Origin of the sequence: Chryseobacterium sp. IT-36CA2 (assembly GCF_949767875.1) — a bacterium.
Lineage (GTDB): Bacteria > Bacteroidota > Bacteroidia > Flavobacteriales > Weeksellaceae > Chryseobacterium.
The window spans coordinates 1-21115 of the sequence record NZ_CATKPG010000027.1; the positions used below are offsets into that span (position 1 = coordinate 1).

Annotated in this window: 15 protein-coding genes; 11 read left to right on the forward strand and 4 right to left on the reverse strand. The window is 35.8% G+C overall.

Going from position 1 to position 21115, the window contains the following annotated elements:
• From ACM6F9_RS22090 to ACM6F9_RS22110, 5 genes are all read left to right on the forward strand, one after another.
• Positions 1 to 862 (forward strand): RHS repeat-associated core domain-containing protein (locus tag ACM6F9_RS22090; RefSeq protein ID WP_414847658.1); only part of this gene is annotated, 862 nt, incomplete at its 5' end.
• Positions 840 to 1349: a hypothetical protein gene (locus tag ACM6F9_RS22095; protein ID WP_414847659.1), complete on the forward strand. Its 510-nt coding sequence runs from the start codon at positions 840 to 842 to the stop codon at positions 1347 to 1349. The genes ACM6F9_RS22090 and ACM6F9_RS22095, both read left to right, overlap by 23 nt.
• Before the next feature lie 356 nt (positions 1350 to 1705).
• Positions 1706 to 2830, forward strand: coding sequence for an RHS repeat domain-containing protein (locus tag ACM6F9_RS22100; protein ID WP_414847660.1), 1125 nt, complete (start codon positions 1706 to 1708; stop codon positions 2828 to 2830).
• Positions 2818 to 3174 (forward strand): hypothetical protein, encoded by a 357-nt coding sequence (locus ACM6F9_RS22105; RefSeq protein ID WP_414847661.1) that lies wholly within the window; start codon positions 2818 to 2820, stop codon positions 3172 to 3174. Before ACM6F9_RS22100 ends, ACM6F9_RS22105 begins: the two co-directional genes overlap by 13 nt.
• A 195-nt stretch (positions 3175 to 3369) precedes the next feature.
• On the forward strand, positions 3370 to 3579 hold the full coding sequence (locus tag ACM6F9_RS22110; protein WP_414847662.1) for a hypothetical protein: 210 nt from the start codon (positions 3370 to 3372) through the stop codon (positions 3577 to 3579).
• A 115-nt stretch (positions 3580 to 3694) separates the two neighbouring features.
• On the opposite strand, the gene ACM6F9_RS22115 is transcribed toward ACM6F9_RS22110, so the two are convergent.
• Both ACM6F9_RS22115 and ACM6F9_RS22120 read right to left on the reverse strand, forming a co-directional pair.
• Complete coding sequence (locus ACM6F9_RS22115; RefSeq protein ID WP_414847663.1) at positions 3695 to 4099, reverse strand: helix-turn-helix domain-containing protein; 405 nt, start codon at positions 4097 to 4099, stop codon at positions 3695 to 3697.
• 224 nt (positions 4100 to 4323) lie between these two features.
• Positions 4324 to 4668: a MerR family transcriptional regulator gene (locus ACM6F9_RS22120; protein WP_414847664.1), complete on the reverse strand. Its 345-nt coding sequence runs from the start codon at positions 4666 to 4668 to the stop codon at positions 4324 to 4326.
• 184 nt (positions 4669 to 4852) lie between these two features.
• Here ACM6F9_RS22120 and ACM6F9_RS22125 point away from each other — a divergent pair, with 184 nt between their 5' ends.
• On the forward strand, positions 4853 to 7534 hold the full coding sequence (locus ACM6F9_RS22125; protein WP_414847665.1) for a reprolysin-like metallopeptidase: 2682 nt from the start codon (positions 4853 to 4855) through the stop codon (positions 7532 to 7534).
• 95 nt (positions 7535 to 7629) lie between these two features.
• Complete coding sequence (locus tag ACM6F9_RS22130) at positions 7630 to 8511, forward strand: AraC family transcriptional regulator (RefSeq protein ID WP_414847666.1); 882 nt, start codon at positions 7630 to 7632, stop codon at positions 8509 to 8511.
• Positions 8512 to 8670: 159 nt separating this feature from the next.
• Here ACM6F9_RS22130 and ccoG read toward each other — a convergent pair whose 3' ends face one another.
• On the reverse strand, positions 8671 to 10113 hold the full coding sequence (gene ccoG, locus ACM6F9_RS22135) for a cytochrome c oxidase accessory protein CcoG (RefSeq protein ID WP_414847667.1): 1443 nt from the start codon (positions 10111 to 10113) through the stop codon (positions 8671 to 8673).
• A gap of 254 nt (positions 10114 to 10367) precedes the next feature.
• Here ccoG and ACM6F9_RS22140 point away from each other — a divergent pair, with 254 nt between their 5' ends.
• Together ACM6F9_RS22140 and ACM6F9_RS22145 are read left to right on the forward strand one after the other, a co-directional pair.
• Complete coding sequence (locus tag ACM6F9_RS22140; protein ID WP_414847668.1) at positions 10368 to 11261, forward strand: SMP-30/gluconolactonase/LRE family protein; 894 nt, start codon at positions 10368 to 10370, stop codon at positions 11259 to 11261.
• 443 nt (positions 11262 to 11704) lie between these two features.
• Positions 11705 to 14380 carry a reprolysin-like metallopeptidase gene (locus ACM6F9_RS22145; RefSeq protein ID WP_414847669.1) on the forward strand — a complete coding sequence of 892 codons (2676 nt, stop codon included), beginning with the start codon at positions 11705 to 11707 and terminating at the stop codon, positions 14378 to 14380.
• A 76-nt stretch (positions 14381 to 14456) separates the two neighbouring features.
• Here the strand turns inward: ACM6F9_RS22145 and ACM6F9_RS22150 are convergent, their stop codons facing one another.
• Positions 14457 to 15764, reverse strand: coding sequence for a DEAD/DEAH box helicase (locus tag ACM6F9_RS22150; protein WP_414847670.1), 1308 nt, complete (start codon positions 15762 to 15764; stop codon positions 14457 to 14459).
• A 429-nt stretch (positions 15765 to 16193) separates the two neighbouring features.
• Here ACM6F9_RS22150 and rpsA point away from each other — a divergent pair, with 429 nt between their 5' ends.
• Positions 16194 to 17984 carry a 30S ribosomal protein S1 gene (rpsA, locus tag ACM6F9_RS22155; protein WP_414847671.1) on the forward strand — a complete coding sequence of 597 codons (1791 nt, stop codon included), beginning with the start codon at positions 16194 to 16196 and terminating at the stop codon, positions 17982 to 17984.
• Between the two features lie 379 nt (positions 17985 to 18363).
• Entirely contained in the window at positions 18364 to 20994 is a 2631-nt protein-coding gene (locus ACM6F9_RS22160) for a T9SS-dependent M36 family metallopeptidase (protein WP_414847672.1), read from the forward strand.
• Positions 20995 to 21115: the final 121 nt, after the last annotated feature.

A 21115-nucleotide genomic window follows, 5' to 3' on the forward strand; every position in this document is an offset into this window, starting at 1 on the left:
CTCTAATCCTTCCGTAGGAAATCCTAGCTATAACTATAAGTACAATGGGAAGGAGCTACAGGAGACTGGTATGTATGATTATGGGGCGAGGATGTATATGCCTGATCTAGGAAGATGGGGTGTTGTGGATCCATTAGCGGAGAAGATGCCGAGCTGGTCGCCGTACGCATTTTGCTTTAATAATCCGGTGAAATTTGTGGATCCAGACGGAAGAGAACCTGTTGATGATCACTTTAATCAGTTTGGTAAATTTTTATATACTGATAATAAGAAGACCAATAACATAGTTATAGATTTTCAAAATCCTATCAATGGAAGCTTGAATACAGCTCCGTGGTTATCAACAGAATTAAAAGATTATAAATTTAATAAGGATAATGCATTTATTTTAGCAAATATTGCAAATCATTACGCTAGTGACGCAGGCATAGATTTAGATAACCTTAAAGGTAATAGTACATCTGTTGGAATTGCAGATTATCATTTTGATGCTGGTAAAATGGTAGGTAAAGTTTCTAGTTTTAATGGAGGAGAATATAATCCAGATGCTTTAATGCAAGCAAATAAAGGATCTAAGACAGTGTCACTAATGGTTGGTAATGGAAAAGCAGATGAATTATATAACAATAAGTACAATATGATATCTGCATTGAGCCATGAGGGAGGAACAGTAAGTCATTTAACAGTAAATCCTGATAATGTTAATATATCTAAATTAGATTTAGCAAAAGAACACGTCAAAGTTTATGAGCATCAAATGGCATCCCCTATTTTTAACAAGACTACACCTCAATTTCAACAACTAATGAAAAAAAATTATAGCAATGATAAATTCTATTATGAGAAATATAAACAAAAATAAGCTCAATACTTACATATTATTGCTAGTTGCTTTATTTATGTCCTGTAAAAAATCTATCTCCAAGAATGATAATGCTGTTTCTTCTTTCCAAAATTTGATATGTGATTATACAAAAGATAGTATAAATATTAAAAACGTTGAGACTTTTCTACTATTTGGAAACCCTACAAATGATACTCTTAAAGTCTCTCTTAAAGATGTTCAAGCAAACTACAGACATATATACGAAAAGGATACGTTTAAGATAAACTTTGAAGCATTAACACCTATTTCTATTCCTCCGAATGATTCTCTGGGATTGCCTTGTATGTCAATAATTGGAAGGAACTTTAGCAAAAAAAGTGAGGTTTTTGAAAAGGGATTTTCAGTTGTTAATGTTAAATCTCAAAAAGAAGTTTCTCATGCACCAAGCTACAGGTTAAAGCAAATGAATGATTTTCAATTATATCAAAAATGGGGAAAGAAAAATGATAATATGAGCCTATAAACAATAAAGCCACTCTTCCGAGTGGCTTTTATATTACATAATGCTTTGCAATTTAGTTTGTTTGAGAAAAGCATCAAGGAGAGCGAAGACGTATTGTCTGTCGTTCTCTTTTAGTTTTTGGATATCCAAAATTTTAGAAACAATATTCTTTTCCAAAAGAACATCTGTAGCCCCCCGCTGGCGCGAGCGTCTCGCTCGTGTCCAAAAACAAAACAAAAAGCCACTGCAAATAGTGGTTTTTTGTTATAAACTTATTCAAATAATTATATTCCTCCATCCAATATAATTATCTAAATTTACCTGAAAAAGTCACCCAAAACACCAAAGTAACAGATTATACTTACAGAGCAGACGAAGTGAGGGTAAGAAAGGTTTTTGATACAAAAACTACAGACTACCTGGATGGTTTTCAATATGAAAATTCTGTATTGAAATTCTTCCCAACAGCAGAAGGATATTTTAATGTTGAGACTGGGAAGTATGTGTACAATTATACAGATCATTTAGGAAATATCAGGATAAGCTATGCTAAAAATGGAGCGGGCACAGAGATCATTGAAGAAAGTAATTATTATCCATTTGGATTGAAACATGGAATCTCTAATCCTTCCGTAGGAAATCCTAGCTATAACTATAAGTACAATGGAAAAGAGCTGCAGGAGACTGGTATGTATGATTACGGAGCACGTTTTTATATGCCGGATCTGGGAAGATGGGGTGTTGTAGATCCGCTGGCGGAGAAGATGAGAAGATATAGTCCTTATAATTATGCATTTAATAATCCAATTAAGTTTATTGATCCGGATGGTAGGGAGAATAAAGATTGGTTGCAGCGTGGAAATCAAATATTTTTTGATTCGGAAATAAAAAGCCAGGAACAGGCTACGGCTAAATATGGAGAAAATACACAACATCTTTCGGAAGGTAGCTCGATTACGACAACAGAGAATGGAGAAACAATTTCTCAATATACTTTCCACGATGATGGAACAATAACAAATGCTGATGGCTCTCAAAAAAGTAGTAAAGAAACATTTGAAACAAAAGACGGAACGACTATTATAGGTACAGAAAGTAAGGGTACTAGCATATCCTTTAGTATAAATGGAGTTTTAGGAGGTGGATTTGGAGTCGATTTTGGATTAGTTAAAGATTCAGGAAATAATTGGGGACTGTTTTTTAATAGAAATATAAATTTTGGTTTAGGCTTTGAGGGAGGTGTCGGAATAGGACGAATCTCCTCAAGTCATTCCGGACCATTTTTATTAGAAGATTATTCTGGTGAAGCAAAATCTTTTATATCACCTGTTGGGGTTACATATGGGGGAACTTTTGACCCCAAATCTACACCTCTGGAAATGATAAATCCTTTAAATGTAGGAGCAGGGAAAAGAGGAGTTACTGAAATAAGTGCAGGATTAAAAGGAATTGGAACAGGAGTTTTTTATAAACGATCAAAAACATCTGTATGGGATTTTTAAAAAAAAATATTAACAAAATTATTTTATTATTTTTCGGAATAATGTTTTCTGGGATAATTATAAAAAAAATATGTGATCCTGACTTATCTAAATATAAATACTTTAATCAGTACTGTAATGGACGAGTGATTTCAAACTCATATGATCTTATGACTCATTTCAATATTGTCAAATCATCAGATGGTAATAAAATTTATTTGGAAGATTTGAAAATAATTTCTTTAATTAAAATAGGAGATTCCATAGTAAAGAATAAAGACGTTACTTACTTTACTATTTATAAAAAAGATGATACTAAAGTAATTTATGATATGTACAATAAAAATTTAAAAGTAGTAAGATGAAACATATTATATTAATATTCATTTTATCTTCATTGTTAATTTTATTTATTTATTTATTTTAATTATGAAAAAGGATTATCTGATCTTTTTAAATCAGAAACAGATTCTTTTGTCTCTGAATTTTCTCCTATTGAAATACAAAAGCAAAAATACTTAGGAGAAGTTGCTGATTCCTTAAATCATATGAATGCTTATATGAATTTTGGTAAAATTTGTTTACCTATGCTTGATCAATGGAAAGACAAAATTGAGTTAGGAGATTATGTTTCTAAAAAAAAAGGCAGTTTAACAATATTAATTGAAAGAAATAATAGAAAAAGTTATTTACATTTTGACAGCACTAATTTTAAAGGTGCTCCACCACCATGTAGATGTAGAGAGTTAAGTAAAAAAAGCCAACTCTAAAGTTGGCTTTTTTTACTTAATTGATAGAATAGTGCTAACATTCACTTCACGCAAGTGAGCGTCTCGCTTGTATCCATAAATAAAACAAAGCCACTGCTTAAGCAGTGGCTTTGTTTTATTTATCAAGCAACTTTTCCAGTCTGCTCATCATTTCATCCTTTTCTTTCAGCATACGTTCATACAATGCAATTTTTTCTTCGTGAAGCTGGACGATTTTATCAATAGGATTGATATTTTGGACTTCAACTCTATTATTAAACATTGCATTATCTGAAAAAGTGCAAGAAATCAGGTTCACAGCTTGTTCCTCATCAAAATTTTGAAAAGCTTCTACGGGAACTTTCAGTACTTCGGATATTTTTTCGAGCAGTTGGTTCTCAATGGTTTCTTTTTGTTCAAGCAAAGAAATCTTCTTTTGGTTCCAGTCTTCGCCTAAATCAAGAGCCAATGCTTCCTGCTTTATTCCCAGCATTTCTCTAAAACGTTTTACATTTCTTCCCTGATGTATTTTGTGGTCCATTCTTAATCAATTTGTGAAGATTCAAAGATAATACATTCTGTAAAGTAAAGGTTAAAAAATATCCGGTAAAATATCCCTGTTATACTTATTAAAGTGCAGGGAACTATTTTATAAACTGTCTCCACCCACTTCATCAAGTGTCTGATAGTCGCTTTTCTGATAGACTTTAAATAAAACCTCCGCTGCAATTCATTGCAGCGGAGGTTTTTATATTTTCAAAGAAACTATTCATCATCTCTTTCTCCCAGAGATTCTTTTAACTTGATCAGTTCAGCTTTTACAAATTCCAGGCGGTCGATGAGGGTAATGGTTTCGGAAATTTTACTGTTGGTAGTCAAAGCGATGCGGGCTCCGTCCAGCGTGTATCCTTTTTCCTTTACCAGATGGTAGATCATTTGAAGGTTTTTGATATCTTCAGGAGTGAAATATCGGTTACCTTTTCTGTTCTTTTTAGGTTTGATAATAGGGAATTCCTGTTCCCAGTAGCGTATTAATGAAGTATTTACATTGAATGCTTTGGCTACTTCTCCTATAGAATAATACAGTTTATCAGGTAAATTTATTTTCATTTTACAACTCCTAAACCTCAAAGATAAAAATTTTTTAAAGTTGTAACCAAATATATTGTAAAAAGTGCTGTATGACTTTCATTTCAAAGGAGGAATGTATTTTATTCATGAATAAGGGAGAAAAAAGTAAAAATAAATCTGATTTTTTAATATCTTAGTCAAAATCAATCCAAAACATTATGATATGAAACATTATTTCTTTATTTTCTCACTAATGATCCCTTTTTTAGGGTTTTCACAGTGGACAAGAACTGAGGTCAGGTCTCAGAAAGTTAAAAAATCACAGGAAAAATTAGAATTTTCCGGGCTGTATGCGTTAAATACTGACCAGCTTAAAGAATCATTGAAAAATGCTCCCGTGCGTTTTTCAAATGAAAAAGGAGTGGTTATTTCCCTTCCTTCTGCCAATGGAAAGCTTGAAAAATTTCAGGTATGGGAATATTCCAATATGGCTCCTGAATTGCAGGCGAAATTTCCGGATATCAGATCGTATGTAGGAACAGGTTTGGAAGATCCTTCTGCATATGTAAGATTCAGTCTTTCACCAGTAGGTTTTTCATCCATGACAACAAGATCAGGAATCTCTGAGTTTATCGAACCCTACACTGAAGACAGATCTGTATACGCTGTTTTTGATTCCAATGCGAGAAGAGGACAGGATAAAGAACCTTTTGAGTGTGCTACACCCAATACATCTGAAATCAAAAATTCCGAAAAAAAAAACAATGCTGCCAATAAAAAAACAGCAGGATTTAATGTCTTCAGACTTGCCTTAACGTGTACAAATGAATATGCACAGTATCATCTTACGGCAGCGGGAACACCTTCGGGAGCAACAGACGCGCAAAAGAAAGCTGTTGTACTGGCAGCAATGAATACAACGCTGACCCGTCTGAATGGGGTCTTTGAAAAAGATCTATCTCTTCATTTCAATCTGGTAGCCAATAATGATGCCGTAATCTATGTTAATTCTGCTACACCTGGTTATCCTTATACTGCATCCGGAGAACAGAATCAGGCCGGACAAACTGCCATTACCAACCTTATTGGTGCTGCTAACTATGATATGGGACATATTTTTGATCGTGAAGACGGAAACGGATATGCACCAGGTGATATTTGCGATGATGCCACTAAAGCTATGGGATGGACAGCCAGCAATTATCCGGAAGGAGATAATTTTGATATCGACTATGTGGCTCACGAAATGGGGCATCAGCTAGGAGCAAATCACACATTCAGTTACAGTACAGCATCTGGTAACCTGGCGTCATTAGTGGAGCCGGGTAGTGGTTCAACCATTATGGCTTATACCGGAATTACAAGTAACTATGATGTACAGTTTAATTCCAATGATTATTTTCATGGATTTAGTGTACAGGAAATTAAAACAAACATAAACAGTGTTGCTTGTGGTGCGAATACTCCTTTTGCTGACCCGGCACCATCTATCAATGCTGGTGCAGATTATGTAATTCCAAAATCTACCGCATTTGTCCTTAAAGGAACTTCTACAGATGCTAATACAGCACCTTATACCTATACATGGGAACAGATGGATTCAGGCTCGGCTCAAACAGGAAATAATTCTATTCCTTATCTGAACAAACCTACTGGCCCTACATTCAGATCTATAAGTCCGGTAACCACTCCGGTAAGGTATTTCCCAGATTTCAATAAAGTATTGGCCGGGGTTCTTACTACTAAATGGGAAACTGTTTCAGGAGTAGGAAGAAACCTTAATTTCGCACTGACTGTAAGAAATAATAGTATTACTGCTCCTCAAACCAGCAAGGATGCTATGATGATCACTGTAAATAATGCTTCAGGACCATTTAAAGTAACTGCTCCTGCATTTGGACAATCTGCAAGTTCTGGATCAACAGTTAATGTAACATGGGATGTAGCAAATACCACACAAGCGCCTGTAAGTACAGCGAATGTAAATATTAAATTGTCTACAGACGGAGGACAGACGTTTACCACTATTGCAGCCAATACTCCTAACGACGGAAGTGAGCAGGTTGCAATTCCGGCAGGATCTACTGCTACGAATGCTTATATTATGGTAGAAGCGGTAGGAAATATCTATTATGCGGTAAGCCCTAGCTTCGTGATTGATTATAGTGTAGAAGGAGAAAACTGTACTACCTATACTTACGGAGGTCCTGCTGTTCCTATTACGGATGGCCCTGGAGGAGATGCTGCGATTGCTTCGCCTATGGTTTCAGCGCCAATGACCGTTAACAACCCTGGAATCATTACAAAAATTAAAGTAACACCTTCTGTTACTCATACTTATGTAAGTGATGTTTCACTGGGAATAGAGGGGCCTTTGGGAACATCTGCTCTTATCTGGCACAGACAGTGTGGTTCTCAGGATAATATAACAGCTACATTCAGTGATACAGGAAATGCGGTTGTTTGTGCTACACCTATTCAAGGGGAAGCTAAATCTAATGAATCATTGGGTATTTTCGTAGGACATCCTGCACAGGGACAATGGAAATTGTTTGCTTCAGATAATTATACAGGAGATACCGGAACCATCAATGGATGGACACTTCAGGTATGTACCCGTCAGACACAGTCACTAGGAATTAAAGAAACGAATTCTCCATTGGCAGATGATATTAAAATTTATCCTAATCCAAGTGATGGTAATTTCTTTATTAAATCTCAAAATATAAAAGGAGATGTAAAAGTAAATATGTTTGATGCTAGTGGAAGACTGGTTTATTCTTCAGCATATAAGAGTGAAGGCAATAATACCAAAGAGTTTAATGTAAATGTTCCTAAAGGAGTATATGTGATCAGCATCAATTCTTCAAAAGGAGTTTACAACAGCAAACTTGTCATTAAATAACAACAATTCGTTGTAACAGATAAAGAGGATCGGTCTATACCGGTCCTTTTTTTGTTTAAATTTGTGAATCCTTACGATCTATATAAATATAAGTGATGAATCCGATCTCAGTTCTTCATATCAATCTTTTCCAGGCAGGTAAAAATACTTCAGATTTCTATTTTAATACCATGAAAAATCATTTGGTAGTGGGACACCGTCATATTGAAAAACCTCACAGACATGATTTCTATGCCGCAGTTCTTTTTACCAAAGGAACAGGAGTTCACGAAATTGATTTTCAGAAATATGATGTTTCTGAAGGAAGCTTTTTCTTTTTGTCACCGGGGCAGATTCACAGTTGGGAACTTTCCGAAGATATTGAAGGGTATATTTTCTTTTGTTCCCAGGAATTTTATGAAATGCATTATGTGAATCAGAAGCTGAGAAATTTTCCCTTCTTCGGATCTGTATCTTTTCCACGAAAGCTTCAGCTGGATGATTTGGAACTGAAGAAAAATATAACTTTATTTCAGAAGTTGGGAGAAGAGCATCAGGCTAAAAATATCATGAAAGAAGGACTGATTTTATCATTAATGTCTCAGATTTTCATCAATGCTACCCGATTATTTTCAAGAGACTTTGATACCATGGATTCTGCTGCCGGACTTTCTTATTTTAAACATTATCAGGATTTTGAAAATCTGATTGAACAGCATTTTGCAGAACAGAAATCAATTACCTATTATTCTTCTTTAATGGGAATTTCATCCAAACATTTAAACAGAATTGTACAGACGGTTGTTCAGAAAACCGCTACTGATGTCATTACTGAAAGAGTAGTACTGGAAGCCAAAAGAATGTTGATGTACCTTGATGAAAGCCTTGTGGAAATTGCTTTCCGTTTAGGATATGAAGAGTATTCCTACTTTGTAAGAGTATTCCGGAAAAGCTCCGGAATGACTCCTACTCAGTTTATGAGGAAATATAAGGCTTAATGAGTTTAAGGTTTAAGGTTTGGATGAGAGATTGTTGTAAACCACCCCGTCAAAAATTCTTTGAATTTTCGCCACCCCTCCGGAGGATGGGAATTAAGGAAATCTCAACTACTTTTCCTAATCCTTACAATCTATTACCTGCCACCTACCATCTGCTACCTAAAGTGCTAATTTAAACGGTCCTTCAAAAGTGGTTTCAAATGAGTCTACCAGTGTTCCTTTTTCATCAAAAACTCCAATAACCATATTTTGTTTTGAGAATTTAATCTCCTCTTCAGGGAAAGAAATATTGATGTTTCCCTTCAGGATCTGATCTCCTTTCAGAATGATTTTTTCAGAACCGAAATACGTGATTTCAGCATTGGTAGGAGCGATCACTTTGATGGTAAGGTTTTTCTTCTCATTCGATTTATTCAGAAGAGTATAAATAAAAGTATTGGTGATTTTGCCGTCTTTAACGAAAAAGGTAGAACCTGCCGGTTTGATGAATTTTGCTTCCATAGAACCACGATCGTACATTAAGAATCCAAGGAACCCTATGAGCAATGCCAGGATAGCGGTTGTTGCTTTCATTCTTGGAGTAAACCGGAATTTGTCCTGATTTTCAATCTCTGCTTCCGTAGCATAACGTACCAGTCCTTTAGGTAAACCGACTTTTTCCATCACTTCATCACAGGCGTCAATACATGCAGTACAGTTTACACATTCCAACTGCTGTCCGTTTCTGATATCAATTCCTGTAGGGCATACTACTACACATTGGTTACAGTCGATGCAATCTCCTTTTCCGGCAGCTTTTCTGTCTTCGTTGTTTCTCCATTTTGCTCGGCCTTCTCCTCTTTTAAAATCGTAATATACATTGATCGTCTGTTTGTCAATCAATACACCCTGAAGTCTTCCGTATGGGCAGACCAGTGTACAAACCTGCTCACGAAGCCATGCAAAAACAAAATAAAAGGTCATGGTGAAAAATATCATACCGGTAAACTTCAGCGAGTTTCCTTCCGGTCCTTCAGCCATAATACGGAAAACCTCTTTATAGCCTACGATATACATAAACATGAAGTGGGAAATAGTCAGTGAAATTAAAAGGAAAACAGACCATTTCGTCAGTCTTTTTCGGATTTTCTCTGCATCCCATTCCTGTCTGTCGAGTTTCATTTGTTTATTTCTGTCACCTTCAATCCAGTATTCTATTTTTCGGAAAATCATTTCCATGAAAAGAGTTTGGGGACATAGCCAGCCACAGAATATCCTTCCGAAAACTACGGTAAACAGCATCACAAAAATAACAGATGTTACGGCTCCTAAAGCGAGGATGAAAAAGTCCTGCAGATAAAATGGTTGTCCAACGATAAAGAACTTCCCATCGATGACATTAATGAGGAGAAAAGGATTATTATTGATTGTTACAAATGGCAATCCGAAAAATAAAGCAAGGAGAAGATAGCTGGTGTAATTTCTGTAATTGGTATATTTTCCTTTGGGTTTTCTAGGGAAAATCCATTTCCTTTTTCCAGTTTCATCCATCGTTCCCACTGAATTTCTGAAATCTTCATTTTCAATTTCCAAAGACTTGATATTGTTGGACTCTGCGCTCATTGTTGTATGCTATAAAAGTATTTTGGTACAATTTTCATCAGGATTCATTCTCATTTTAAGATTTTTTTTCATGAAAAAAGTATGTTGATCCTGTACTGCAAAGCTCCGGATTATATCCTTTTAGTACTAATATGATCTACTTCCAAAATAGTACAATTGGGACATTTTGTATTGATGATTTTTATTGTATCAAAATGAGAAAATATTTTGATACCTGTGAGTCATATTGTAAATTGCGGCTTTAAAAATGAAGTATGAAGAATATCTTTAAAATAAGTATGATTGGTTTGGTTTTCGCATTGATAAACTGTCAATCAGTAAATTATAGTAAAATGTTTTATGAAGGAGTACAACCGGAAATGGTTTCCGACAAGTTCAGCTTCACAGAAGGCCCATCTGCTGATCAAGAGGGGAATGTTTACTTTACCGATCAGCCTAACGATAAGATTTATTATTGGGACTGGAAAAGCAATAAGGTGATAGAGTTTTTAGATAAGACAGGACGGGCCAACGGAACACACTTCGATAAAGACGGATATTTAATTACCTGTTCTGATGACCAGGGAGAGATCTGGAAAATCTCAAAAGATAGAAAAGTAGAAGTTTTGCTTAAAGGTTTTGAAGGTAAAAGACTGAATGGGCCAAACGATGTATGGAATGATGAAGCGGGAGGAATGTACTTTACTGATCCTCTGTATGAAAGAGATTACTGGGTTGGCTTTAAACAGAAAATTCAGCACAAAAGCCTTTATTACAGAGACAAAACCGGAAAAGTCATAAAGTTGGATACGTTCACACAACCTAATGGAATTGTAGGAAGTGAAAAATTAAAGAAATTATATATTTCTGATATCGATGCCGGAAAAACCTATGTATATGATATATTGGGGGATGGAAAGCTCTCTGAGAAAAAGTTATTCTGCGAAATGGGCTCAGACGGAATGGAGTTGGATAAGCATGGAAACCTTTATTTAACAGGAGATGGAGTGCATGTTTTTAACCGTTTGGGAAAGAAAATTTACCATATTTCTATCCCGGAAAAGTGGACATCCAATGTTGCTTTTGGTGGGCAAAATAATAATGTGCTTTTCATTACCGCTTCCAAATCCGTCTATATTTTCCCTACCAAAGTGAGAGGAACAAGATAAATTACGAAGCCTTTCAAGAAAGATTCAGGATCAGACATGATGATAAAATAGTGAGGCTGTCTCCTATGTTTGACAATACAAATATAGGAGACAGCCTTTTTGTATTGCAATTTTTCCCAGTAATAAAATAATCAATTTTTTGAAAAGTTAATAGAAAGAAAATACATTTGGTTTTAAATGATCGGAATATTATTCTTTGTTTTTAATAAATTAATTTATAATAACTAATTCATTTCTATTTAATGTGAATTATTTATGTTAATTGTGAAAAAATTAATAAATATAAATATATATTATTGATATTGTGTGTTTTGTGTTATATTTTTTGCTTTTTTTGTAAAATATTTAAGAGCTTTCTGAAATTTTAAATCAGCGAGGTATTTAAATCGACAGAAAGCATCTTAGATTGAAATTTTATTCTAATCACCATCAAAATTATATATATGAAATTTTACTTAATTATTGCATTGTCAATGATTCCGTTTTTAGGATCATCACAATGGACAAGAACAGAGCTGAGGTCCCAAAAAGTCAAAAAATCTCAGGAGAAACTGGAATATGCGGGTTTATATTCCTTAGACGCCAATCAACTTCGAATTGCGTTGAAAGATGTTCCCGAGCGTTTTTCGAAATCAAAAGGAGTGGTCATTTCCCTTCCTACAGCTGGTGGAAAGATCGAGAAATTTCAGGTATGGGAATCTTCCAATATGGATCCCGCCCTTCAGAAAAAATATCCGGACATCAAATCCTATGTAGGAACGGGTGTCAAGGATCCTTCCGTTTACCTAAGGTTTAGTCTTTCTCCGGTAGGATTTTCTTCTATGATCACACGGTCTGGTCTTTCCGAATTCATTGAAGCTTATTCCGAAGATAGAACAGTTTATGCAGTTTTTGATTCCAATGCAAAAAGAGGCCAGGATAAGGAGCCGTTTGAATGCTCTGTTACAGAGGTTGTAGAAAAAAGTGCTGCTGAAAAAAAAAGCGAAAGTGTCAATAAGAAATTAGCAGGTTTTAATATTTTCAGACTTGCATTGTCCTGTACCGGGGAATATGCCCAGTATCATTTAACGGTAGCGGGTACTCCGGCCGGAGCTACAGATGCTCAAAAAATGGCAGTGGTTCTTGCCGCCATGAATGCATCACTCACTAGGCTGAACGGTGTTTTTGAAAAAGACCTGTCCTTTCACTTTAACCTGATAGCAGGGAATGAAGCGATTATGTTTTTAGATCCGGCGACAGATCCTTATACGAACGGAGGCCCCAATGAGGCCCATGCTCAGATATCAGCAAGAATAGCTTCCGAAAATTATGATATGGGGCATCTCATAGACAAAAAAGGAGGAAACGGATCTGCCGGATTAGGGGTTATCTGTAATAACGATTCAAAAGGACAGGGATGGACTGCCCATAATTTTCCGGAAGGAGATAAGTTTGATATAGACTATATTGCCCATGAAATGGGACATCAGCTGGGTGCCGGGCACTCTTATACATACAGATCCGTACAGGCAGACCAGAAAGTAGAACCGGGAAGCGGGAGTACAATCATGGCTTACACGGGGATAACAACTGCTTCAGATGTTCAGTTTAATTCCAATGATTATTTTCATACCAACAGTGTTACACAGATTAGAAATAAGCTAAACAGTATTGCTTGTGGGGTCAATGCTCCTTTTACCAACCCAGCTCCAAATATTAGTGCCGGTGCTGATTATACGATTCCGAAATCTACACCATTTGTTTTAAAAGCTACCACTACAGATGCCAATACCGCTTCTTATACTTATACATGGGAGCAGGCAGATCAGGCTGCTGCAGCTCAGATAGGAGCGGGAGATATTTCGGCAGCTTATCCTACAAAACCAACAGGACCTACTTTTAGATCTTTTACTCCGATAAGTTCTCCGGTAAGATATTTTCCTGATTTTAATAAAGTTCTGGCTGGTGTTTTATCAACCCGTTGGGAAACGGTATCGAGTGTAGCGAGAAACCTTAATTTTGCTGCTACGGTAAGAAATAACAATCCGATACAGCCGCAGGTATCTAAGGATGAAACAATAATAACGGTAAATGCTGCATCGGGCCCATTTCAAGTGACAGCTCCAACATTCGGCCAGTCATTAACCTCCGGAGGAACCATTAATGTGACCTGGAATGTTGCCAATACAAATCAGGCACCTATTAACACGGCTAATGTTAACATTAAACTATCAAAAGACGGAGGGTTAACCTTTACAACAATAGCCGCCAATACGGCTAATGATGGCAGTGAGCAGATTACAATACCAGCGGGATCTACTACTGCCAATGCTTATATTTTAGTAGAATCAGTAGGGAATGTTTATTATGCGGTAAGCCCCAGTTTTGTTATAGACTATACAGTGAAGGGTGAAACATGTAATACATATACTTACAACGGAGCTGCTGTAGCCATTACAGATGGTCCTGGTGGTTTAGGTATATCGGCACCTAGAATAAATATCCCTTTAATGGTAAATAATACAGGAACCATTACTAAAATTAAAGTAACTCCGTCCGTTATCCATCCGAACATCAGCCAGCTGGCGATGGGAATCGAAAGTCCGGTAGGATCTTCAGCTCTTTTCTGGAACAGGCAGTGCTCCGGGCAGTCAGGAATTACAGCTTCATTCAGTGAGGGGGGGAATGCTGTGGCATGTGCATCACCTCTTTCGGGAGAAACGAAGTCAAATGAATCTCTAGCTATATTTAAAGGACATAAAGCTCAGGGAGAATGGAAACTTTTCGCAACAGACAATAATCTTGGAAGTACAGGAACTGTTACGGCATGGTCTTTTGAAGTTTGTACAAGAGAAACAGAAACTTTAGGGGTTAAGGACGTTTCTTCCTCTCCATTGGCAGATGATATTAAAGTGTATCCTAATCCAAGCAATGGTAATTTCTTTATTAAATCAAGAAATTTAAAAGGAGAAATGAAAGTGACCGTGTTTGATTCTTCAGGCAGACTGATCACTTCTGATTCTTATCAGAGTAATGGAGATTTCACAAAAGAATTTAATTTAAATATTCCTAAAGGAATTTATCTGATCAATATCAATTCATCAAAAGGTGCTTATACCCAGAAATTGATTATTAAATAATTTTTAATATTATTGTAATTAAGATAGTGGCCGGTATATACCGGCCGCTATTTTTAATTTTTAGTAATGGCTTTGTTTAATAAGCAATTTCCATTTTTACCTTTTTTCCTTTCAGTTTCTCATTCTGAAGTTTTCTTAAAAGAGCATTTACTTTATTTCTGGAAACGGCAACATAAGAGGTGGTATCTTTTACTTCAATAATTCCTACATCCTCTTTTTGTAGTTCTCCTTTCTTTAAAAGATATCCTACAATATCTACTTTATTTACTTTATCTTTTTTTCCTGCACTGATATAAATGGTCTGGAAAGATGTTTTTTGCGGAACTTTAGTAAACCCGGCAACACTTTCTTCAGGTGTGTTATTCTTAATGAACGGGAAATTTTCTTCCTCAGTCATAATCAGGTATACAAAACCTTTGGCATTCATTCTTGCTGTACGTCCGTTTCTGTGGATGAAAGCGTCTTCTTTTGGAGGAAGTTGATAATGAACGATAGATTCCACTTCAGGAATATCAAGTCCACGGGCAGCTAAGTCGGTTGTAATAAGAATTCTTGCAGAATCATTTCTGAACTTAAGCAGGGCACGTTCTCTTTCGTCCTGTTCCATACCGCCGTGGAAGGTTTCTCTGTCGATTCCCATTTGGTTAAGAAGTTCAGAAATACGGTCTACAGCTTCACGGTGGTTACAGAAAATTAAGGTTCTTTTGTTTCCTATTTTACAAACCAGATTGAAAAGAGTATCCAGTTTTTCCTCAGGAATGGTCATTACTTTTCTCAACTGAAGATCTGGTTTTATGTCATTTTCTTTAAGGAAGCTGATCACTTTTTCATCTTTTAAACCTGTAAAAGCCGGAATTTCATCCATTGCTGTTGCAGAAGTTAAAATTCTTTGAGAAAGTCCTTTTAAAGAATTGGAAATAAATTCCATATCATCCTGAAAACCTAGTTCCAGAGCTTTATCGAATTCATCAAGAACTAAAGTTTTAATTGTTTTTGGATCAAAATTGTTATTTCGTAAATGATAAACAACTCTTCCCGGAGTTCCGATGAGTACAGCCGGAGCTTCAATTAAATTATTAACCTCGATTTTTTTATCATGTCCGCCATAGCATACAGATACTTTAAAATCTGTTCCCATGGCTTTAAAAACCTGTTCAATCTGTAAGGCCAGCTCTCTGGCAGGAACCAATATCAAAGCCTGAACTCCCTGAACATTTTTTTTCAGATTTCTCAGCACCGGAAATAAAAAGGCAAGAGTCTTTCCTGATCCTGTAGGAGAGAGTAAAACAATGTCTGTATTGTTTTCAGATGCTTTATAAGCAGATTTCTGCATCTGATTCATATCCTGAATCTGCAGCTTTTGATAGATTGATTCTAATTCCATGGTGCAAAGGTAGTGAATTTAGATGGTGTTAGATGGGGGAGTTTGAGGGCTTGAGAGTGGGAGGGTTTTAGAGTAGGAGAGTTTGAGAGGGATAGGAAAGTATTGTTCTTCTTTGATTCTGTGTTACTGTCATTCTGAATGAAGCGTAGCGAAATGAAGAATCTCATATTGTCTTCTACTTATTATAGAGGTATACGAACGCAGTTTATGAAGCATTTTTTAATCAAGATGTTGATTTTTAAATATATAAGTTAAATATTAGTATATGGAAATCTATTGCTTATCTTAAATAAAATTCATATCTTTGCACCCACTTTTGTGGCGAAAAGGTTTGAAGAGTAAATTACTTACAATTAATTACTTCCGTATTTTTTAATCCGCATTTATTCAAACCGTTAAAAAAGAAGGAATACAAATTTTTATTAGAAAATGTCAAAAGAGACAAATTCAGCAGAGGTTTTATTAAACCAAAACGTAGCACCAGAACAATTTGATTGGGATTCATTCGAATCAGGTCTTGATGCAGATGCGAGAAAAGAAAAAAGCGATTTAGAAGAAATCTACAACGGATCTTTAAACAACCTAGACGATAACGACGTTTTAGTTGGTAAAGTTGTAAGATTAACTGACAAAGAAGCTATCGTAGACATCAACTTCAAATCTGAAGGTGTTATCTCTCTAAACGAATTCCGTTATAACCAAGGCCTAAAAGTAGGTGATGAGGTAGAAGTAATGGTTGACAAGAGAGAAGACAAAACTGGACAATTACAATTATCTCACAGAAAAGCTAGAACGCTTAAAGCTTGGGATAAAGTAAACGAACTTCACGAAACTGGAGAAATCGTTAACGGTTTTGTTAAATCTAGAACTAAAGGTGGTATGATCGTTGACGTTCACGGAATCGAAGCATTCTTACCTGGTTCTCAAATTGACGTTAAGCCAATTAAAGATTACGATCAGTTCGTAGGAAAAACTATGGAGTTCAAAGTTGTGAAAATAAACCCTGAGTTCAAAAACGTAGTTGTATCTCACAAAGCATTGATCGAAGCAGATATCGAAGGTCAGAAAAAAGAAATCATCGCTCAGCTTGAAAAAGGTCAGGTTCTTGAAGGTACTGTTAAGAATATTACTTCTTACGGTGTATTCATTGACTTAGGAGGTGTTGATGGATTGATCCACATTACAGACCTTTCTTGGTCTAGAGTGAACCACCCATCTGAAATCCTAGAGGACGGACAAACTGTAAAAGTTGTAATCCTTGATTTCGATGATGAGAAAACAAGAATCCAATTAGGTATGAAGCAATTAGAAGCTCATCCTTGGGATGCTCTTTCTGCTGACATGAAAGTAGGAGACAAAGTAAAAGGAAAAGTAGTAGTTCTTGCTGACTATGGTGCATTCGTAGAAATCGCTCCAGGTGTAGAAGGATTAATCCACGTTTCTGAAATGTCTTGGTCTACTCACTTAAGATCTGCTGGAGATTTCGTAAAAGTAGGTGATGAAGTAGAAGCTGAAGTATTAACTTTAGATAGAGAAGAAAGAAAAATTTCTCTTGGTATCAAGCAATTGTCTAAAGATCCATGGGAAAACATCGAAGCTAAGTATCCAGTAGGATCTCAGCATGTAGGAACTGTAAGAAACTTCACTAACTTTGGTGTATTCGTAGAGTTAGAAGAAGGTATCGACGGATTAATCTACATCTCTGATCTTTCTTGGACTAAGAAAATCAAGCACCCATCTGAGTTCTGCGCAGTAGGTGATAAGCTAAATGTTGTAGTTCTTGAATTAGATATCCAAGCTAGAAGATTATCTCTAGGTCACAAGCAATTGACTGAAAACCCATGGGATAAATTCGAAACTAAATATGCTGAAGGAACTATCCACGCTGGTAAAGCTGTAGAAGTTCACGATAAAGGAGCTTCTGTTCAATTCGAAGATGCTGAAGTAGAAGCATTCTGCCCTTCAAGATTATTAGAGAAAGAAGATGGATCTAAAATCAAAAAAGGTGAAGATGCTCAATTCAAAGTAATCGAATTCAACAAAGAATTCAAGAGAGTAGTAGTATCTCACACAGGTATCTTCAGAGACGAAGAAAAGAAAAACGTTAAAGAATCTTCTTCTAGAAACGTAACTTCTTCTTCTAACAACGAAGAAAGATCTACTCTTGGAGACATCGATGCATTAGCAGAGTTGAAAAGAAAAATGGAAGAAGGTAAATAATCTTTGAACCATTCATACATAAGGAGCCGCTCATTTGAGCGGCTTTTTTATGCCTATATAATTAACGGTAAAGGAAAAAAGACATACTTTTTTTAGTTGTCAGGAAATGAAGATTTTCAAAAAACAGTAAAAAGAAGGTCAGGAATATTCATTGATTGATGATTTTATTTAATGAAATAATTACATCAAAAAAAATCTAAAAGTACCATAAATATAATGTGTTAGAGGTAAATCTAATATGGCGTTCTCCTTATTGAGAAACATGCAAAATCAATTTAATTTTCCTATTTTATTTGTATTGAATTATTTTTAAATTTTGATTAAAAAAAATAATAATAATTTGTGAATTATTTGTAGATTAGCGACTTTAATAATGGATATGAAAAATAAAGCTCTACCTCTTTTGTTTGCAGTATTTTCTGCATTTCCTACAGTATTGTTTGGACAAGACAATGAAAAACTGATTAAAGATTATATTTCTCAAAATAAAATAAGAGAATATAAGAAGTCTGATCTTAACAATATCATTATTGATAATGTAGATCCTTCAAAATCATTGAATGGTAATGTTGTGAAATTTTTACAGACCTATAATGGCTTGCCAATATACAGCTCTGTAGGAACAACATTGATTAAGGACAATAAAATTGTTTACTACACAGATAATTTTGTAAAAGATTATACTGCATCTACATCAGGTACAGCTGTTATTAATAAAGGTACAGCACTTCAAAAGATTGCTGAAGATCTTAAAAATCCTGATATTGCCAATTTTACGATTCTGGAATATCTTGAAAAAACTCAGAAAAAATCTACCTCTGCCAATCAAAGACTGGTATATACGAAGGATGAGAATGGAAATCTTCGTCTGGCATATGAGTATATCTTAATGGAGCCAAAATCTCCGAATTACTGGAATATTTTAGTAGATGCGAACAATGGGAATATCCTGATGAAAAATAACCTGACGGTATCTTGTAATTTCCATCATGATGCTTATAGTTCACATGTGGATTATAGCCATGCTGATCATTTTGAGAATACATTATCAGGACCTCAGAACAGTATCATACAAAAAAATATTCCTTTCCTTTTGCCGGATAATGCATCTTATAATGTATTTCCATTGCCTATTGAAGCGCCTACTTTTGGTTCAAGATCAATTATTACCAACCCATGGCTTCTGAATGCTTCTCCTGAAGGATGGCATTCTGACGGAACCAATCATTATACTATTACAAGAGGAAATAATGTTTTTGCTTATGAGGATGCTGCGGGAACGGCTTTAACGGCGCCTGATTACCTTACAGGAGCCCCAGCTGATGGAGGTGCTGCAAGAAACTTTAATTTCCCTTTTGATATTAATGAAACTCCATTAAACAACAGGAATGCTGCTATTACCAATTTATTTTATCTGAATAACAAAATTCATGATGTGTTCTATCAGTTCGGGTTTACAGAAACCGGAAGAAACTTTCAGCAGAATAATTTTGGAAATGGAGCTGTAGGGACAGATGATGATTCTGTATATGCAGAAGCTCAGGATGGAAGCGGATTAAATAATGCCAATTTCTCTTCACCACCGGAAGGTTATAATGGAAAAATGCAGATGTACCTTTGGTCTCCGGTTGGAAGAGTATTTTATTATAATGCACCAAGTGCTGCGGTTTCCCGTACACCGGGAGCCGGAACGGCTCAGTTTGGTAACCCGTTACCTATGAACGGAATAACAGGAGATGTAGCATTGTCTTCAGTCTTAGATGGATGTACTGCTTTGCCTGCAGGTTCGTTGACAGAAAAAATTGGTTTGGTTGAAAGAGGAACATGCGCCTTTGCTGTTAAAGTAAAAAACCTTCAGGATGCAGGAGCAAAAGCGGCGATTGTTTATAACAACGCAGTGAATGGAGCTACTATAGGAAATATGGCGGGTAATGATCCAACAATTACAATTCCTTCAGTACTTATTACCAATGCAGAAGGAGAATATATCAAAACTCAGATGGCAGCAAGTACAACTGTAAATGTTACCTTAAAAGGAAATATGACTCCTGATGGAAGCTTTGATAATGGAATCGTAACTCATGAATATGGCCACGGAATATCCAACAGAATGACCGGTACAGGATATAACTGTCTGAATTCAGGGGTAAGTAAAGAGCAAATGGGAGAAGGGTGGTCAGATTTCTTTGCCTTAATGCTTACGAACAAAGCTGGAGATAATGCTACTGTAGCAAGAGGTACAGGTACTTATGCATTAGGCCAGGCTATAACAGGAGCTGGTATCAGACCTGCAAAATATTCAACAAACCTTTCAGTTAACGGATATACTTACGGAAATACCAACGGAATGGAATACAACAATGGAACGGCAATAGTTCCGGATGTACACTCCATTGGTTTTGTATGGGCTACCATGCTATGGGATCTTCACTGGAAATATGTTGAAAAATATGGATACTCTTCTGATGTATTATCTTCAACACCTAACGGAAGCACAAAAGTATTACAACTGGTAACAGATGCTCTGAAACTTCAGGGATGTAATCCTAGTTTTATTGATGGAAGAAATGCAATATTGGCAGCAGAGTTAGCTACCACTCAGGGACAAGATAAATGTATGATTTGGGGAGTTTTTGCAAGAAGAGGTCTAGGAGTGAGTGCTTCGGCTGGAGTTAAGAATAACATTAATGATCAGGTTCAGGACTTCAATGTGCCGGAAGAATGTGCATTATTGGCTACTACTGAAGTAAACAGTGATAAAAACAAAGATGTTTCTATCTATCCAAACCCGGCTAAAGATGAGTTTTATATCAAATTCCCAAGCAATACTCTAGGAAAAGTGAGTGTAGAACTTTTTGATATGTCTGGAAAACTGGTTTCTTCTGAAGATAAAGTTTCACCGGATGCTAAGAAAGCAATCTCTACAAGCAATTTGGTTAACGGAACTTATATGGTTAAAATCAAAGGACTTGGTTTTGAAGCTTCTTCAAAAGTAATGGTTAAAAAATAATTTACCTATAATCAATTTCAAAATCGCCACAAGCTTGCTTGTGGCGATTTTATTTATCTATTAACCTAACACTTCAGAATGGTTTAATTTATATATCGTACCTTTGCAGGCTGTTAAAAAA